A 17,489-nucleotide genomic window follows, 5' to 3' on the forward strand; every position below is an offset into this window, starting at 1 on the left:
ATCACGACCGGTGCGACTCCCAGGCGCGCACCCGATCGCGGTAGGCCCGCGCCGCCGCCCGCAGCTCCGCCTCCGGGTCCACGCCCGCCGCGCGCGCCCGGCTCACCAGGTCGAACAGCTCCCGGGCCACCCCCTGGCCGACCGCCGCGGCCAGGCTGTCAGGGACGCCGGAGCGCTCGGCGCGGCGCAGCAGCTGCGCGGCCAGCGACAGCGCCGGCTGCCCCATCGGCACCCCGTCGAACAGCGACTCGTCGCCCCGGGAGGCCCGCTCGGCGGCCTTGATCGCCTCCCAGTTGTCGTTCACCTCGTCGGCGCTCTCCGCCTTGACCGAGCCGAACACGTGCGGGTGGCGGCGCACCAGCTTGTCGACGATGCCGGCGGCCACGTCGTCCATGTCGAAGCCCTCGGCCACCCGCGCGTGGAAGACCACCTGGAGCAGCAGGTCGCCGAGCTCCTCGCGGAGCGCGGCGTGGTCGCCCTCCTCGATCGTCTCCAGCACCTCGTAGGCCTCTTCGAGCAGGTACGGGACGAGCGACTCGTGGGTCTGCTTGCGGTCCCACGGGCACTCGGCGCGCAGCCGGTCCATCACCCGTACGAGATCGAGCACCCGCGCGCCCGGCAGGTCGTACGAGCCGGGCACCACCTCGATCAGCGGCGGGTCCTCCAGCGCCAGCGCGGCGTGACCGAGCCCGCGCATGAACTCCTCGTCGCCGTCGCCGGCGAGCCACACCACGGTCTCCCCCGCCGCCGCCCGCTCCGCCAGCCCGCGCGGGTCCGGGGTCACGACCTCGACCTCCACCCCCGCGTCGGCGAGGTACGGCAGCTGCGGATGGCCGGGCGAGCCCGTCAGCACCGGGCCGGACCGGAGGGCCTGCCAGGCCTGGTGGCTGAGCAGGCCCGGCGGGACGCGCGGCGAGGTGGTGACGACGACGAGCGGCATGTCAGCCCTGCTGCTCCTGCTCGGCCTGGACCGGCTTGCCGAAGCGGCCCGGGTCGACGAAGCCACGATCCGGCTGGAAGGTGCCGTAGCGGGGGCTGAACACGGTCTTGACCGCGTTGTACTCCTCCTGCCACTTCATCGCGGCCTGCTGGTTCTCCCGGCCGCCGAACTTGTCGATGACCTTGGTGGCGCCCACCTCGGCCCTGACGTAGTCGCGGGCGTCGGCCGGCGAGACCCCCTTGGACAGCAGGTTCATCTGGGGGTCCTGGTACTGGCCCGGGTCCTTGAGCGCGGTGTCGACCTCCGTCTCGCTGACGGTGACGCCGTGCTTGTCGGCGACCTGCTGGTAGCGCAGCTGGTTGGTCATCCGGAACAGGACGAACTGCGTGATGGGCACGCCCAGCTGCTCCGGCTCGATGTTCGCCTTCTTGAGCGCGGCCTCGAACTCCCGCACGTTCTCGGCCAGCTCGCGGGAGGAAATGCGCTGATCACCGACGACGGCCGCCGCGCCGGCCTCGACGGGGGAAGAGCAGGCGGTCAGCCCGAGGAAGCTCACCCCGGCTGCCGCGGCGGCCACAGCCACTCGTATCGACTTCACGTGCGTGTCCCTTTCCGACAAAAACCGCAGTCAGCTTACCGGCGTCAGCTCAAGGAACATCGCCTCGACCAGATCGCCGCACCATTTGAGCAGATCCAGGTCACGCAACGGCTGCCCGCCCAGCGGCTTGGTCTTGGGCACCGGCACCAGCAGCGTCTCCGCGGCCTGCTTGTAGACCGACTTCTTGTAGAGCCGGTCCAGCCGCACCTGCTGCGACTCACGCAGCCGCGCCGGACCGAACTTGATGTACTGCCCCTGCAGCGTGACGTCCGTCAGCCCCGCCTTGCGCGCCCTGATCCGGAACGCGGCCACCTCCAGGAGGTTCTCCACCTCGACCGGCGGCTTGCCGTAGCGGTCGGTCAGCTCGTCGCGCACCTCGCCGATGTGGATCGGCTCGGCGATGGCCGCGATCCGCTTGTAGGCCTCCAGCCGCAGCCGCTCGGAGGTGACGTAGTCGTGCGGGATGTGCGCGTTGATCGGCAGCTCGACCTTGACGTCCGGCTGCTCGGGCCGCGCCTCCACGCCTTCGAGCTTGGCCTTCTGCTCCTGCACCGCCTCGGCCATCAGCCGGACGTACAGGTCGAAGCCCACGCCCGCGATGAAGCCCGACTGCTCGGCCCCCAGCACGTTGCCGGCGCCGCGGATCTCCAGGTCCTTCATCGCCACGTACATGCCCGCCCCCATCTCGGTGTGCTGGGCGATCGTGGCCAGCCGCTCGTGCGCGGTCTCGGTCAGCGGCTTCTCCGGCGGGTAGAGGAAGTAGGCGTAGCCGCGCTCCCGGCCCCGGCCCACCCGGCCGCGCAGCTGGTGGAGCTGCGACAGGCCGTAGGTGTCGGCCCGGTCCACGATCAGCGTGTTGGCGTTGGGCACGTCCAGCCCGGACTCCACGATCGTGGTGGACACGAGCACGTCGTACTCGCGCTCCCAGAACCCGACCATGATCTTCTCCAGCTGGTGCTCGTTCATCTGCCCGTGCGCCACCGCGATCCGCGCCTCGGGCACCAGCTCGCGCAGCCGCGCGGCCACCCGGTTGATCGACGCCACCCGGTTGTGCACGAAGAACACCTGGCCGTCGCGCATCAGCTCGCGCCGGACCGCCGCCCCGATCTGCTTCTCCTCGTACGGGCCGACGAACGTGAGGATCGGGTGGCGCTCCTCCGGCGGGGTCAGGATCGTCGACATCTCGCGGATGCCGGTCAGGCCCATCTCCAGCGTGCGCGGGATCGGCGTCGCCGACATGGCCAGCACGTCCACCTGCGTGCGCAGGTGCTTCATGGCCTCCTTGTGCTCGACGCCGAACCGCTGCTCCTCGTCGATGATGATCAGCCCGAGGTCCTTGAACCTGACCTCAGGGCTGAGCAGCCGGTGGGTGCCGATCACCACGTCGACCGCGCCGGCGCGCAGCCCGTCCAGCGTGCCCTTGACCTCGGCGTCACTCTGGAACCGGGAGATCGGCTTGACCGTGACGGGGAAGCTGGAGAACCGCTCGGCGAACGTCGACATGTGCTGCTGCACCAGCAGTGTCGTCGGCACCAGCACCGCCACCTGCTTGCCGTCCTGCACCGCCTTGAACGCCGCCCGCACCGCGATCTCGGTCTTGCCGTAGCCGACGTCGCCGCAGATCAGGCGGTCCATCGGGATGCCGCGCTCCATGTCGCGCTTGACCTCGTCGATCGCCTCCAGCTGGTCGGCGGTCTCCGCGTACGGGAACGCGTCCTCCATCTCGCGCTGCCACGGCGAGTCCGGCGCGAACGGGTGGCCCGGCGAGGCCATGCGGGCCGAGTAGAGCCGGATCAGCTCGCCGGCGATCTCCTTGACCGCCTTCTTCGCCCGCGACTTCGCCTTGGCCCAGTCGGCGCCGCCCATCCGGTTGAGGGTGGGCGACTCCCCGCCGACGTAGCGGGTGACCTCGTCGAGCTGGTCGGTCGGCACGTACAGCCGGTCGCCCTTGGCGTACTCGATCACCAGGTACTCGCGCGTGGCGCCCTGGATCGTGCGGCGGACCATCTCGACGTAGCGGCCCACGCCGTGCTGCTCGTGCACCACGTGGTCGCCCACCTTGAGCTGGAGCGGGTCGACCATGTTGCGGCGGCGCGACGGCAGGCGGCGCATGTCCTTCGTGGACGCCTTCTGGCCCACCAGGTCGAGGTGGGTGAGCACGGCCAGGCCCGGCGTGACGAACCCGTGCTCCAGCAGCCCGGTCGTGACGTGCACGACCTTCGGCTCCGGCGCCTCGTCCACGTACCGCCGCAGGCGGGCCGGCACGTCGACGCCCTTGAGCAGCTCCACCATCCGCTCGGCCGACCCGAGCCCCTCGCTGATGAGCACGACCGCCTTGTCGTCGGCCAGCCAGCCCTTGATGTCGTCCAGCGCCCTGCGGGTGTCGCCGCGGTAGGCCTCGGAGTCGTGCGCGGCCAGCTCCACCCCGGAGCCGAACGGCGCCATCGTCCACCACGGCTGCCCGAGCACCTCGGCGTGCCCGCGGATCTCCTCCAGCGTCCGGAACGCCGCCGCGCCCAGGTCGATCGGCGCCTCGCCGCCCGCCGCCGCGGTGATCCAGGACGCCTCCAGGAACTCCTGCGAGGTCCGTACGAGCTCCTCGGCCCGGCTCCTGATCCGCTCCGGGTCGCAGACGAACACGGCCGACCTGACCGGCAGATGGTCGATCAGCAGGTCCATCTCGCCGGCGAGGGCGGGCGCGAACGCCTCCATGCCCTCCACCGGAGTGCCCTCCGCGAGCTGGTCGAGCACCTCGGCCAGCGCCGGATGCCGCTCCGCCAGCTCCCGGGCCCGCTCCCGCACCTCGGCGGTCAGCAGCAGCTCGCGGCAGGGCGGCGCGAACAGCCCGTCCTCGGCCGCCTCCAGCGAACGCTGGTCGGCCACCTTGAACCAGCGGATCTCCTCGACCGTGTCGCCCCAGAACTCCAGCCGCAGCGGGTGCTCCTCCGTCGGCGGGAACACGTCGAGCAGCCCGCCGCGCACCGCGACCTCGCCGCGCCGCTCCACCATGTCGACCCGGTGGTAGCCGTTCTCCACCAGGCGGGCCACCACCTCGTCCAGGTCGGCGTCGTTGCCCGCGCGCAGCCGGATCGGCTCCAGGTCGCCCAGCCCCTTGACGATCGGCTGCAGCAGCGCCCTGATGGGCGCCACGACCACGCCGAGCGGCCCCGCCGCGCTGTCGCCCTTCACCGGGTGCGCCAGCCGGCGCAGCACCGCCAGCCGCTGCCCCACCGTGTCGGAGCGCGGCGACAGCCGCTCGTGCGGCAGCGTCTCCCAGGCGGGGAACACCGCCACGGCCCCCGGGTCGACGAGGCTGCCCAGCGCCGCCGCCAGGTCCTCCGCCTCCCGTCCCGTCGCGGTGACGGCCAGCACCGTCCGCTGGTCGTGCCCGGCCAGCGCGGCCACGCCGAACGGCCGCAGCGCGGCGGGCGCCACCAGTGACACGTCACCGCCCCGATCCAGGGCGGCGGTCAGCTCGGGGTCGGCGGCGACAAGGTCAAGCAGTCCGGAAAGACTCATCAGTTAGCCCCACGATGGCAACACGACTACCCCCGGCCATGCGGAGCGCGGGGGTGATGGACTCCAGCCTACTTGCCGCCCGCCGCCCGGTGAGAGGCGGACGCCGAGGGCGGCGGGTGCCGGGCGAAGTCGAAGGCGGCCAGACCGGCGTACGGGTCGACCCACCCGCGCAGTCGCGTTTCTCCAAGCCTCCCGGGGGCGGGCTGCGGCATCATCGCTGCCATGGACGACATGATGCCGCTGATGACGCGCGCCACCGAACAGACCGCCGCCCTGGTGCGCGCGGTGCCGCACGAGCGGCTCGGGCTGCCGACCCCGTGCGCGGAGTTCGACGTCAGGGCCCTGATCAGCCACCTGGAGTGGGTGGCGGCGATGTTCGAGGCGCTGGCCCGCCACGAGGCGCCGGCCGAGCAGGGGCCGTACGCGGGCGACTTCCCGGAGCGGGCGCGGCGCACGCTCGCGGCGTGGTCGCAGCCGGCGGCGTGGGAGGGCGTGAGCGAGGGCATGGGCCTGCCGATGACCACGCTGGCCCAGATGTACCTCGTCGACATGGTGACGCACGGCTGGGACCTGGCCAGGGCCACCGGCCAGGCGTACGAGCCGGACCCCGAGGCGGTCGAGCGGGGGCTGCGCTTCACCGAGGAGATGGCGGAGATGGGCAGGGAGCGCGGCGCGTTCGGGCCGGCGGTGGAGGTCCCTGACGACGCCTCGCCGCTGGAGCGCCTGCTCGGCATCACCGGCCGCGATCCGGCCTGGACCCCCTGATCCGCTTCTCCCTTCCGCCGAAGGTGCGCCACTATCCGCGCCCGTGTGGTTACTGTGGGTCGCATGTCAGACGTGCGGGCGGTCGCCCGGGGTGGCGATCTATTCAGTCAGCGGATCCGCGAGCAGTGGGCGGGGCAGCTCGGCCGGCGGCTGGACGTGCTGGTCGCCGGGTGCGCCCACGGCGAGCCGCTGTCGCTGGAGCGGATCGAGACGCGGGTGTGCGGGGTGGACGAGGACCTGCCCGCGATCCGCCGGGTGGTGGAGGAGCGCGCCGACCTGGTGACGTGGTCGCTGGGCGATCTGCGGTCGGCGCCGCTGCCGCCTCGCTCGTACGACGTCATCCAGCTGCTGTTCCTGCTGGAGCGGATCCAGCACGCGGAGCTGGTGTTCGACCGGCTGCTGCAGGCGCTGCGGCCGGGCGGGCTGGTGCTGCTGCGGATGCGCGACCGCGAGTCCGCCTACGGGCTGCTCGACCGGTTGACGCCGTCGTGGGTGCGGCGGGCGCTGTGGCGGCACCTGGTGACCGAGGGCGCGCCGGGGCCGCTGCCGGCCGTCTACGGCCCGCTGGCCTCGGTCGACGGGATGCACGCGTTCTGCCTGGCGCGAGGCCTGATGGTCACCGACGAGGAGCGGGCGACGAGCGGGCCGGCGATGGGCCGGGTGGGCGCGGCCGCGGTGGCGGTGGCGGCGCGGCTGACGGGGGGGCGCTACCCTGCCACCCACGACGAGATCACCATGGTGATCAGGAAGCCCCAGTATCACTTCGCGCGGCTCATCTAGCATCCCCCGCCCGTCGACGGGTAGGGTTGCCTACCCTTGCAGTCGGGATAGTTGGGATCATCAACCGTGGAGTGGACGCCGGACCCGCGCGAGCTGGCCGACCTTGAGCTGTTGCTGTCGGGGGCGTTCCGGCCGCTGACCGGTTTCCTCGGCCATGAGGACGTGCACGCCGTCACCGAGCGCGGCACCCTCGCCGACGGCACCCCGTGGCCCGCGCCGGTGACGCTCCACCTGCCCGAAGGCGCCGAGAGCGCGGAGGGTGAGGTGACGCTGCTCGACCCCGAGGGCGTCCCGCTCGCCACGCTGACGGTGACCGAGCACGGTCCCGGCGGGCTGGCCGCCGGCCCGGTCAAGGGGCTGGGCGCGCCGGAGCACGGCCCGTTCGCCCGTCTGCACCGCACTCCGGCCCAGGTACGCGACGAGCTGGGCGGGCGTCCCGCGCTGGCCGTCACGATGCGCGGCCCGCTCGACGACCTGGACGAGGTGGCGGCCACCGCCAAGGAGCTCGACGCGGTGATCCTGCTGATGCCTCTCTCGTACGGGGAGGACGGCCCCGGCGTGGTCAGGGCGGCGCTGCGGGCCAGGGACCGGCTGCCGGCGGGCACGCTCGTCGTCCCGGTGCCGCTGGCGCCGCGCGAGGAGGCCGAGATCGACCTGGAGCTGCGTGAGCACGTCGCGGCCGCCTACGGCGCGGCCGAGCACCTGGCCGGGCCCGAGCCGGTGCGCATCCCCGGGCCGCCGCACCGGCGCGGGCTGGTGGTGTTCTTCACCGGCCTGTCCGGCTCGGGCAAGTCGACGGTCGCCCGCGGGCTCCGCGACGCGCTGCTGGAGCTGGGCAGCAGGACCGTCACCTACCTCGACGGCGACGTGGTGCGGCGGCTGCTGTCGAAGGGGCTGTCGTTCTCCAAGGAGGACCGCGACCTCAACATCCGCCGCATCGGGTTCGTCGCCGCGGAGGCGGCCCGGCACGGCGGCCTGGCCATCTGCGCGCCGATCGCCCCGTACGCGGCGACCCGCGCCGAGGTGCGGGAGATGGTGGAGTCGGTCGGCGCCGACTTCCTGCTGGTGCACGTGGCCACGCCGCTGGAGGAGTGCGAGCGGCGCGACCGCAAGGGCCTGTACGCCAAGGCGCGGGCCGGGCTGATCCCCGAGTTCACCGGCGTCTCCGATCCCTACGAGGAGCCGGACGACGCCGACCTGGTCCTCGACACCACGCACATCTCCGTCGAGACCGCGGTCGAGCAGGTGCTGGGCACGCTGCGCGGCGGAGGGTGGGTGCGTTGATCGACTTTCCCCTGGTCCTCGGGTCGTTCCTGGTGGCGATCGTGGTGGGACTCACCGGCATGGGCGGCGGCGCGCTCATGACGCCGATGATGATGCTGTTCTTCAACGTGCCGCCGCTGGCCGCGGTCTCCAGCGATCTGGTCGCCTCGGCGGTGATGAAGCCGGTGGGCGGCTTCGTCCACCTCCGTCACGGGACGGTCAACCTGCGGCTGGTCGGGTGGCTCTGCCTGGGGTCGGTGCCGACGGCGTTCTGCGGGGTGTTCGTGGCGCGGGCGTGGGCGGTGGGCGACGGGGTGAAGTACGCGCTCGGCGTGGCTCTGCTGCTGGCCGTCGCGGGGCTGGCCGCCAAGACGCTGATCGGCGACAGGGGCGGCACGGCGCACGCGAACGAGGTCCGCGTGCGCCCCATTCCGACCGTACTGGTCGGTATGGTCGGCGGGTTGATCGTGGGCGTGTCGTCCGTCGGCTCCGGCTCATTGATCATCGTGGCGCTCATCGCGCTCTACCCGGCGCTCAAGGCCAACCAGCTCGTCGGCACCGACCTCGTCCAGGCCGTGCCCCTGGTCGTCTCGGCCGCGATCGGCCACCTCCTGTTCGGCGACTTCCAGCTCGACCTGACCACCTCGCTGCTGATCGGCTCGATCCCGGGCGTCTATCTGGGCGCGCGGATCTCCTCCCGCGCGCCGGGCGGCCTGATCAGGGCGATGCTCGCGATCGTGCTGCTGGCCTCCGCGCTCAAGCTGCTGAACGTCGGCAACACCCTCACGCTGGTGGCGCTGGCCCTGGCCACCGCCGTGATCGTGATCGGCTGGCGGTGGCGCGTCAGGGCCGCGGCACGCGCGTCGAGCGGAAGTGCGGATCTCGCGCGAGCGCGGTGAACGCCTTGTCGGCGGTCTCGTCGGTGTCGAACCTGGTGTCGCCCCTGGGCGCGTACGGCGAGTCGAAGTAGACCAGTGCCTTGATCTGCGGGTAGCGGCGGATCTGGTGGCGCACCGACTCGAAGAACGCCCGCTTGAACGCCGGGTCGTCGGGCCGTTCGAACACCCCCCACTCGGCGACCATGACCGGTTTGCCGGGGAAGCGCCACTGCATCCACCGGTAGAAGCCGGGCCACTCGCCGAACTCCTCCCGCGTCTTGTTGACCAGCGTGCCGAAGTCGTGCACCCGGTGGTCGGCGTACGGGTCCATGGCCACCCAGTCGACCACGTCGTCACCGGGGTAGAGCTCCTCGAACCAGGGCTGGACCGCCCAGTTGGGCGCGCCCATGTAGGTCATGACGGTGACCGCGTTCTTGACGCCCTTGTGCCGCAGCCTGAGCACGACGTGGCGGAACATCGCCGCGTAGTCCTTGGCCCGCATGCCCGAGCCGGCGGCGGGGTCGACGTCGTTCTCCGGCTCGTGGTGGATGGTGAGGAAGAACCGCTCGGGGAACGTCCGCCTGAGGTGGTCGGCCAGCCGGTCGATCCGGCCGTCGACGGCGCCGCGGGCGATCTCGGCCCAGGTGCTGGTGAGCGACGGCTTCCAGTTGATCAGCAGCAGCCGGGGGCGCTCCGGGTCGCGGGCGAGCCGGATCTCCTTCTCCGTCGGGAACAGCTCCTTGCCCCGGTGGTAGACGTGCACGATGTCGGCGGGCGCGCCCATCCGCTTCTCGGCGCTGGCCACCGCCTTCTCCACGTCCAGCCCGGTGAAGATCTCCGGGGCGATGCCCCACCAGGCGCCGCATGACGGGATGAGCCCGCCGGTGACCTCGCACGCGGGCGAGGGGGCGGGCAGCGGCTGGGCGCCGGCGGGGGCGGGCTCCTCCGGGTCCTCGGCGGCGCCCCCGTCCCCTGGGGAACAGGCGGCCAGCGTGACGGCCAGCGCCATCGCCATTCCGGAAAAAGCCGCTCTATACGGAAATGCCCGTCGAGCCAAAATCGTCGACCCCCTTGTTTCCAGAACCCCCGCCCTCTGCAACCTGAACCTTGCCACGCCATTCCCCGAACTTCAGCCAGAGCGGAAGTCCTCGCAGGTCAAACCCCTAGCCACCGCCCTGATAAATACGAAAAATCGTTAATTATAGGCACGATAGCTGGCCCGTATCCGAGAAAATCTTGCGGATCCCACCTGGCCGATAACCGCCGCGCTTATAGTGGGCGCACACCATGGCGCGTGACGCAGAGTCGTCAGTAAGCGACTATCCGCACACACTTCAGGGGGACTCGCCTCATGAGCCAGCCGCCGGATCACCCGGCCCGCCGCTCCGGCGCCGAGCTCGGAGACCACCTCGCCCTGCTCCGCCGCCGCTGGCTGCTCCTGCTGGGCTGCCTGCTCGCCGGCGGCGCCGCGGGCCTGGCGCTCATGCGCCTCACGCCGCCCGTCTACACCGCCACCTCCCACGTCCTGGTCAGCCCCGTGGGCATCGGCGAGCCCGCCAACCAGGTGACCAGCCGGCAGCGCGAGCAGCTCAACCTCGACACCGAGGCGCAGATCGCCCAGTCGGCCGTCGTCGCCGCCAAGGCCGCCGAGCAGGTGGGCGGCGCCGAGCTGGAGCCCGCCGTGGTGTCCGTGCCGCCCAACTCGGCCGTGCTGGCCATCTCGGTCACCGCCGCCGACCCCGGTGACGCCGCGCTGCAGTCGCGCGCGTACGCGCAGGCCTACCTGGCGCAGCGCGCCGAGAGCGCGACCGCGACGATCACGGCGCAGCTGCGGCTGGTGCTGGGCAAGCTCAGGCAGGCGGGCGGGGCGCTGTCCGCGGTGATCGACGAGCAGCAGGCGCTGACCAAGGGCAGCGCCGAGCACATCCGGGCGACGCACCGGCAGAACGTGCTCGCCCGCCAGGTCGCCGGCCTGACGCAGAAGTACGACACGCTCAAGACGCTCGCGGTGACGCCCGGCCAGATCATCAGCGCCGCCGCCCCGCCCCAGGAGCCGAGCGCCCCCAGCCTGCCGCTCCACCTGGGATCGGGGCTCATGGCCGGGCTGCTGGCCGGCGCGGCGCTCGCCCGGCTGCGCGACCGCCTCGACACCCGGCTGCGCACCCCCGCCGACGTCGAGCGGCTGAACCGGCTGCCCGTGCTGGCCGACGTGTCGCGGCCGCTCGACCACGGCACGCTGCACGAACTGTCCTCCGCCGTGCTCGCCTCGTGCCCCGGCAAGCGGCTGCTGGTCAAGTCCGTCCCGGCCGGGCTCGGCGGCGGGCAGGTGGCCGTGCCGCTGGCCGCCAACGTGCCGCTGACCGTGCTCGACGGCACCGACGTGGGCGACCTCGCCAGGGCGGACGCGGCGCTGCTGCTGATCGGCCTGGGCGGGGCCGAGGCCCCCGACGTGGCGGCCGCCGTACGGCTGCTGAGCAGGCACAGCGTGCCGATCATCGGCGCGGTCACCACGACGGACCTGGCGCCCGCGCCCGTCCGGGCCCCGCGCGGGCAGCACGCCTCGCTCGGCAAGCTCGTGGCCAGCGGCGAGTTCGAGACGAGCATCACCACCGCCAGGACCACGCCCATGCGGCCGATGCGGCGCCCGCGGGACCCGTCGACGTGAGAGGCCCGGCCTGGCCCGTCGCGGCGCTGCTGCTCGGCTACCCGCTCTGGTGGGCGCTGGGGTTCGGCGGGCTGTCGGTGGTCGTGCTCGCCGTGCCCATGGCGGTGATCCTGTGGCGGCGCCGGCCGGTCCGGGTGCCGCGCGGGTTCGGGCTGTGGGTGCTGCTGATCGCCTGCTACCTGCTGAGCGGGCTGATGCTGGGCGAGATGCCGCCCGGCACCTACGGCGAGCTGGCCGCGGGCCGGCTGATCGGCTACGCGATGCGGCTCGCGCTGTACGTGTCGGCCCTGATCCTCCTGCTCTACGTGGGCAACCTCACCGAGCGTGAGCTGCCCCAGCTGCGGCTGGTGCGGATGCTCGGCGTGCTGTTCCTCACGGCGGTCGCGGGCGGGCTGCTCGGCGTGCTGGCGCCCGGTTTCTCCTTCACCTCCCCGCTGGAGCTGGTGCTGCCCGACTGGATCGCGGCGCACCCGTTCGTGCAGAACCTCGTCCATCCGACCGCGGGGCAGACGCAGAAGGTCCTCGGCCACGCCCTGCCCCGGCCGGAGGCCCCGTTCGAGTGGGCCAACGCCTGGGGCGGCAACCTGTCGGTGCTGCTCATCTGGTTCGTCGTCGGCTGGTGGGTGTACGGCTCGCGCCGCCGCAGGGTGCTGGCCGTGGCGGCGGTGGCGGTGGCGGCCGTGCCGATCGTGTACTCGCTCAACCGGGGCCTGTGGATCGCGCTCGGGCTGGCGGGGGTCTACCTCGTGCTCCGGGTGGGCGGCCGGACCAGGACGGCGCTCTGCGCGGGGGCGGCCGCCGCGGCGCTGGCGTTCGCGCTCAGCCCGCTCGCGCCCCTGGTGGCCCAGCGGCTCGACAGCCCTCACTCCAACGACATCCGCGCCTTCACCGTCGCGGCCACCGTCGAGGCCACGCGTCACTCCCCCCTCATCGGTTACGGCAACACCCGTCGCGCCCTGGGCAGCCACCGCTCGGTCACCACCGGCAAGACCGCCTGGTGCCCCGGGTGCGGCCATCCGCCGCTGGGCAGCGACGGGCAACTCTGGCTGCTGCTGATCTCACAGGGGGTCACCGGGGCGGTGCTCTACGCGGCGTTCTTCGCCGGGGCGATCCGCCGCCACTGGGGCGACCGCTCGCCGATCGGGCTGGCCGGGGTGCTGGTGATGTGCCTGGTGCTGTTCTACATGCTCATCTACGACGGCCTCGTCACGCCGCTGAGCCTCTACGCGATCTCGTTCGCGCTGCTGTGGAGGAACTCCCCATGAACGACGCCCGCGCCCGGCTGCGCTACCTCGGCGGCACGCTCGACCTGCTCTACCCCGGATCGGGGGCGCCGCGCGCCTACACGCTGCTGCCGCACCCCCGGCTGCCGCGCCGCCTGGCGCCGCGCCGCTGGTGGCATCCCGGCCGGCGGATCACGCTGGCCACGCGGGGGTCGATCGCCGAGCATCTGGGCGAGGTGTTCGGCGTCCCGGTGGAGGTCACGCTCCGGGTGCGGCCGGCGCGCCGGGCCAACCGCAAGCCGGTGCTGGAGGCGCGCGGCGGGGGCGAGCTGCTCGCGTACGTGAAGATCGGCGACACCGACCGGACGCGCGCGCTGGTCGCGCACGAGGCCGCCACGCTGGACCGGCTGGCCGGGCGGGCGCTGAAGACCGTCGTCGTGCCGTCGGTGCTGCACCACGGGAGCTGGCGCGGCCTCGGCGTGCTGGCGCTGTCGCCGCTACCGGTCCGCGGCGGGCGGGTGCCGGCGGAGCTGCTGCTGCGCGCGGTCGAGGAGATCGCGGCCACCGGCGAGCCCGGGGGGCACGGGGGGCACGGGGGGCACGCCTGGCACGGCGACCTGTCGCCGTGGAACCTCGCGCCCTCCGGTGACGGGCGGCTGCTCGTGTGGGACTGGGAGCGCTACGAGGTCGGCGTCCCGTACGGGTTCGACGCCCTGCATCACCTCTTCCAGCGGGCGCTGCGGCGGATGGACCCGGCCACGGCGGCGCGCTGCTGCCTGGCCAGGTCGGTGCGGACGCTGGCCCCCCTCGGCCTGTCGGCGGCGCAGGCCAGGCGGACGGCGCTGCACTACCTGATCGCGCTGGCCGACCGGCACGCCGCCGACGGACACGAGCCGCTCGGCCCGCCGGACCGCTGGCTCAACCCCCTCGTCGACCATCAGGAGGCCTTGCTGTGAAGACCGCGAAGCAGGCGGCGCTGTCGGTGTCCAGGACCACCGGGCGGATGACCTCCGCCGTGCGGCTCCTGCCGTCGTTCCTCATCATGGGCGGGCAGCGGTGCGGCACCACCTCGCTCTACCGGGCGCTGGCCCAGCATCCGCTGGTGTACAAGCCGGTGCTGCGCAAGGGCGTGCACTACTTCGACACCGCGAGCTACGGGCACGGGCTGTCGTGGTATCGGGCGCACTTCCCGATGAGGGTCGGCACGGCGCTGCTGATCCGCCGGTTCGGGGGGCTGCCGCAGGCGTTCGAGTCGTCGCCCTACTACCTGTTCCACCCGCTGGCCGGTGAGCGCATCGCCGCCGACCTGCCCGGGGCGAAGCTGATCGTGCTGGTGCGCGACCCGGTGGAGCGGGCCTGCTCGGCGCACGCCCACGAGCTGGCCCGCGGGTTCGAGACCGAGGAGTGCTTCGAGCGGGCGCTGGAGCTGGAGGAGGAGCGGGTGGCCGGGGCCGAGGAGCTGTTCCGGGCCGACCCGCACGCCGCCCACCACGGGCACCGCCATCTCGCCTACCTGGCCCGGGGACGCTACGCCGACCAGCTCGAACGGCTGGAGCCGCTGTTCGGCCGGGATCGGATCATGGTCATCGACAGCCACCGGTTCTTCCACGAACCCGAGCCCGTCTACGACCGGCTGCTGCGCTTCCTGAGGGTGCCGCGGTTCGGCTACCCCGGCTTCTCCCGGCACAACTGGCGGCCACGGCCCAAGCAACTGCCCGACTCGCTGCGGCTGCGGCTGATGGACCGGTTCGAGGAACACGACCGGAGACTGGTCCGCTGGCTGGACGGTGAACCGTCGTGGCGGCGCTGAGACGGGTCGCCCGGAGCGGGCTGGCGGGGGTCGCCGGGGCGGCGGCCGGGGCGCTGTCGCAGTTCCTCCTGGTCGTGGTGGTGACCCGGGTGTATCCGGTGGAGGCGGCGGGGGCGTTCTTCACCTCGGTCGCGCTGGCGCTGATGGTGGCCGGGGTGGCGAAACTGGACGCGGGGAACGGGCTGGTGTTCTTCATCGCCCGAGCCAGGACCTACGGTTATCGCGGTATTTCGGGATATGTCAGGGCGGCGCTGGTGCCCGTGTCGGTCCTCGCGACCGTCGCCGGCGTCCTGCTCTGGCCGGCGCTGGGCGTGCTCGCGCTCGTGCTGCCGGCCATGGCGGTGACCGACGTGCTGCTCGCCGCCTGCCGGGGCTTCGGCGCCATGCGCCCCACCGTGCTGCTGGACGGCCTGCTGCTGCCGCTCTCCCAGCTCGCCCTGGTGGCGGCCGTCGCCGTGGCCGGGCTCTCCGCCGCGTCCCTCCCTCTGGCCTGGGCGCTGCCGTACCTGCCCGTCGCGGGGCTGGCGGCGCTCGCGCTGCGCGGCCGGGCGCCGCGCACCCCGTACCTGACCGGGACCGGGCGCGACCTGTGGCGGCACACCGCGCCCCGGTCGACGGCCGGCGCGATCCAGGCGGTGTTCCAGCGGCTGGACATCGTGGTCGTGGCCGCGCTCGGCGGGCCGGCCCAGGCCGCCGTCTACACCGCCGCCACCCGGTTCAAGGTCGTCGGCCAGCTCGCCGGCCAGGGCCTGGCCCAGGCCGCGCAGCCCCGCCTGGTGCGCGCGCTGGCCGCCGGCGACCTGGCCAGGGTCAAGGAGATCTACCAGGTGACGACGATGTGGCTGGTGCTGGCGACCTGGCCGATCTGGGTCGGGTACGCGGCGCTCGCGCCGTGGCTGCTGCACGTGTTCGGCCCCGGCTACGTCTCCGCCGTGCCGGTGGCGCTGGTGCTCTCGGCCACCATGATGGCGGCGACGGCGTGCGGCATGGTGGACGTGGTGCTGACCGCGGCCGGCCACACCACCTCCAGCCTGCTCAACCTCGTCGCCGCCGTCGTCTGCACGCTCCTGCTGGACGTGGCGCTCATCCCGGGCCAGGGCGCGCTGGGCGCCGCGCTCGGCTGGTCGGGCGGCGTGCTGGTCAAGAACGCGCTGCCGCTCTGGCAGCTCCACCACCGCTACGGGCTGCGCCCGTTCGGCCGCCACAGCCTGGCCGCGCTGCGCCCGCGCACCTGGGCGGCGGCGTGACGGTCCGCCCTCCGGTGCTGGTCACCGGGCTGCCCAGGAGCGGGACGAGCTGGGCGGGCAAGATGCTGGCGGCCGGCGGCGAGCTGGTCTACGTCAACGAGCCGCTCAACCCGCAGCACCCGCCCGGCCGCTGCCCCGGCGTCCTGCGCGCCCGGGTCTCCCACCGCTTCCAGTACATCTGCGACGACAACTCCGCCGCCTGGCTGCCCGCCTTCCGCGACACGGTCGCGCTGCGCTACGGCTGGGCGGCCGAGCTGCGCGTCAACCGGGCCCCCTACGATCTGGCGCGCATGGTCCGCTACGGCGCCGCGTTCACCCTGGGGCGGTGGGCGGGGCGGCGGGCGCTGCTGGACGACCCGTTCGCGGTGCTGTCGGCGGCCTGGTTCGCCGAGCGGCTCGGCTGCCGGGTGATCGCGCTGGTGCGCGACCCGGTGGCGTTCGTGGCGAGCTGGCAGCGGCTCGGCTGGACGATCTACTTCCACGAGCTGCTCGAACAGCCGTTGCTGGTCCGCGACCATCCCGAGGTGCTGCGCCTGCGCGCCCTGGTCGGCTCGCAGGACCAGGTGGCCAAGGCGGCCGCGCTGTGGCGGGTGACGCGCACGATCCTGTCGCGCCTGCCCGGCGTCCGGCTGGTCTCCTACGACGAGCTGGCCGCCGACCCGGTGCCGGGCTTCCGCGAGCTGTACGGGTACGCAGGCCTGCGCTGGAGCCGGGCCGCCGAGCGGCGTATCGTCCGGGCGTGCACCGGCGGCCCTCCCGGCACCGGCGGCTTCGCCTGGTCGGGGCTGTCCCGTACGGCGTTCCGGCCCATGGACTCCCGCCTCGCGGTGTGCTCCGGCCACCGCGGCCTCACCGAGCAGGAGATCGCCCGGGTCAGGGAGCTGACCGCCGCCGACTCCTGACGCGTGCCCGGCCGCCTCCGGACCGGCGGCGGACCGCGCTCCCGGCGAGCAGCCGCACCGCGAAGGGCAGGTCGTCCACCAGGTAGCGGCGGGCCAGCCGCCGGGGTTCGGTGACCAGCCGGTGCAGCCACTCCAGCCCGCCGCGACGCATCCAGCCGGGCGCCCGCGACACCGTCCCGGCCGCGAACCCGATGGCCGCCCCGCACCCCAGGAACCACGCCTCAGGCAGCTCCCGCCGCAGCTCGGCGATGAGCAGATCCTGCCGGGGGAACCCGAGCCCGGCGAACACCAGGGCCGGCCGCGCCGCCACGACCTTCCGCCGCACCCGTTCCCGCCCCCGCGCCGTCAGGTCGAACCCGTACGGCGGCGCGTCCACCCCGCACACCTCCAGCCCGGGATGGCGTCCGGTCAGCTCGCGGGCCGCCGCCTCCGCGACACCGGGCGGCCCGCCCAGCAGGTAGACGGGCGAGCCGCGCCGCGCCGCCATCCCGCTCAACGACCAGATCAGGTCGGCCCCGGTCACCCGCCCCGGCAGCGGGGTCCCCTGGAGCCGCGCCGCCCACACCAGCGGCATCCCGTCGGCGACCACCACCTCGGCCCCGGCCACCAGCTCCGCGAGCCGGGGCTGCCGGGCGACGGCCCGGCAGATGTCCACGTTCGGCGTCACGATGCGCCCCCCGCGCCCGGCCGCCAGCTCCGCGGCCACCCACGCCACCACCTCGTCCTCCCCGACGGGATCGACGGCCACGCCCCCCACGACCACCCTCGGGCCGCGGGCCTCCGCACGAGTGCGCGTACGGGGAAGAGGATGGGCGGTCAAATCCCGTGCCCCCGGTGGTGGAGGAGCGACAGGACCGTGGAGGCGGGCAGCAGACCGGTGGCGACGGCCAGGGCCAGGG

General features: G+C 73.5%; 16 protein-coding genes. 10 read left to right on the forward strand and 6 right to left on the reverse strand.

Features of this window, described 5'->3' with window-relative positions:
• Position 1: 1 nt before the first annotated feature.
• The 4 genes from OUY22_RS13690 to OUY22_RS13705 all read right to left on the reverse strand — a co-directional run bounded on the left by OUY22_RS13690 (position 2) and on the right by OUY22_RS13705 (position 5,281).
• Positions 2-940 carry a MazG family protein gene (locus tag OUY22_RS13690; protein WP_270155281.1) on the reverse strand — a complete coding sequence of 313 codons (939 nt, stop codon included), beginning with the start codon at positions 938-940 and terminating at the stop codon, positions 2-4.
• A 1-nt stretch (position 941) separates the two neighbouring features.
• Complete coding sequence (locus OUY22_RS13695; protein WP_270155282.1) at positions 942-1,538, reverse strand: SurA N-terminal domain-containing protein; 597 nt, start codon at positions 1,536-1,538, stop codon at positions 942-944.
• 30 nt (positions 1,539-1,568) lie between these two features.
• Positions 1,569-5,057 (reverse strand): transcription-repair coupling factor, encoded by a 3,489-nt coding sequence (gene mfd, locus OUY22_RS13700; RefSeq protein ID WP_270155283.1) that lies wholly within the window; start codon positions 5,055-5,057, stop codon positions 1,569-1,571.
• Positions 5,058-5,125: 68 nt separating this feature from the next.
• Positions 5,126-5,281, reverse strand: coding sequence for a hypothetical protein (locus OUY22_RS13705; protein WP_270155284.1), 156 nt, complete (start codon positions 5,279-5,281; stop codon positions 5,126-5,128).
• Between OUY22_RS13705 and OUY22_RS13710 the strand changes: the two genes are divergently transcribed.
• From OUY22_RS13710 to OUY22_RS13725, 4 genes are all read left to right on the forward strand, one after another.
• Positions 5,280-5,822: a TIGR03086 family metal-binding protein gene (locus tag OUY22_RS13710; RefSeq protein ID WP_270155285.1), complete on the forward strand. Its 543-nt coding sequence runs from the start codon at positions 5,280-5,282 to the stop codon at positions 5,820-5,822. The genes OUY22_RS13705 and OUY22_RS13710 overlap by 2 nt on opposite strands.
• Before the next feature lie 63 nt (positions 5,823-5,885).
• The gene (locus OUY22_RS13715; protein WP_270155286.1) at positions 5,886-6,602 is read left to right on the forward strand and encodes a class I SAM-dependent methyltransferase; all 717 of its coding nucleotides are present in this window, start codon (positions 5,886-5,888) and stop codon (positions 6,600-6,602) included.
• A 66-nt stretch (positions 6,603-6,668) separates the two neighbouring features.
• A complete protein-coding gene (gene cysC, locus OUY22_RS13720) occupies positions 6,669-7,886 on the forward strand; it encodes an adenylyl-sulfate kinase (protein WP_270155287.1) in 1,218 nt (405 codons plus the stop codon).
• Positions 7,874-8,764 (forward strand): sulfite exporter TauE/SafE family protein, encoded by an 891-nt coding sequence (locus OUY22_RS13725; protein WP_408638156.1) that lies wholly within the window; start codon positions 7,874-7,876, stop codon positions 8,762-8,764. The genes cysC and OUY22_RS13725 overlap by 13 nt, the downstream gene beginning before the upstream one ends.
• On the opposite strand, the gene OUY22_RS13730 is transcribed toward OUY22_RS13725, so the two are convergent.
• Positions 8,709-9,752: a glycoside hydrolase family 26 protein gene (locus OUY22_RS13730; RefSeq protein ID WP_270155289.1), complete on the reverse strand. Its 1,044-nt coding sequence runs from the start codon at positions 9,750-9,752 to the stop codon at positions 8,709-8,711. The genes OUY22_RS13725 and OUY22_RS13730 overlap by 56 nt on opposite strands.
• A gap of 342 nt (positions 9,753-10,094) precedes the next feature.
• Between OUY22_RS13730 and OUY22_RS13735 the strand changes: the two genes are divergently transcribed.
• The 6 genes from OUY22_RS13735 to OUY22_RS13760 are packed head-to-tail and all read left to right on the forward strand — an operon-like array spanning position 10,095 to position 16,590.
• Positions 10,095-11,408 carry a Wzz/FepE/Etk N-terminal domain-containing protein gene (locus OUY22_RS13735; protein WP_270155290.1) on the forward strand — a complete coding sequence of 438 codons (1,314 nt, stop codon included), beginning with the start codon at positions 10,095-10,097 and terminating at the stop codon, positions 11,406-11,408.
• Complete coding sequence (locus OUY22_RS13740) at positions 11,405-12,673, forward strand: hypothetical protein (protein WP_270155291.1); 1,269 nt, start codon at positions 11,405-11,407, stop codon at positions 12,671-12,673. The genes OUY22_RS13735 and OUY22_RS13740 overlap by 4 nt, the downstream gene beginning before the upstream one ends.
• Positions 12,670-13,587, forward strand: a complete 918-nt coding sequence (locus tag OUY22_RS13745) for a hypothetical protein (protein ID WP_270155292.1) — start codon at positions 12,670-12,672, stop codon at positions 13,585-13,587. The genes OUY22_RS13740 and OUY22_RS13745 overlap by 4 nt, the downstream gene beginning before the upstream one ends.
• A 47-nt stretch (positions 13,588-13,634) precedes the next feature.
• Positions 13,635-14,441, forward strand: a complete 807-nt coding sequence (locus OUY22_RS13750; protein ID WP_408638157.1) for a sulfotransferase domain-containing protein — start codon at positions 13,635-13,637, stop codon at positions 14,439-14,441.
• Positions 14,429-15,688 carry a lipopolysaccharide biosynthesis protein gene (locus OUY22_RS13755; RefSeq protein WP_270155294.1) on the forward strand — a complete coding sequence of 420 codons (1,260 nt, stop codon included), beginning with the start codon at positions 14,429-14,431 and terminating at the stop codon, positions 15,686-15,688. The genes OUY22_RS13750 and OUY22_RS13755 overlap by 13 nt, the downstream gene beginning before the upstream one ends.
• Complete coding sequence (locus OUY22_RS13760) at positions 15,685-16,590, forward strand: sulfotransferase (RefSeq protein WP_270155295.1); 906 nt, start codon at positions 15,685-15,687, stop codon at positions 16,588-16,590. The genes OUY22_RS13755 and OUY22_RS13760 overlap by 4 nt, the downstream gene beginning before the upstream one ends.
• Here OUY22_RS13760 and OUY22_RS13765 read toward each other — a convergent pair.
• On the reverse strand, positions 16,562-17,338 hold the full coding sequence (locus tag OUY22_RS13765; RefSeq protein ID WP_270155296.1) for a WecB/TagA/CpsF family glycosyltransferase: 777 nt from the start codon (positions 17,336-17,338) through the stop codon (positions 16,562-16,564). The genes OUY22_RS13760 and OUY22_RS13765 overlap by 29 nt on opposite strands.
• Positions 17,339-17,489 lie beyond the last annotated feature (151 nt).

It is taken from the genome of Nonomuraea corallina (genome assembly GCF_027620315.1).
In the GTDB taxonomy this organism is placed as follows: Bacteria; Actinomycetota; Actinomycetes; order Streptosporangiales; family Streptosporangiaceae; genus Nonomuraea; species Nonomuraea corallina.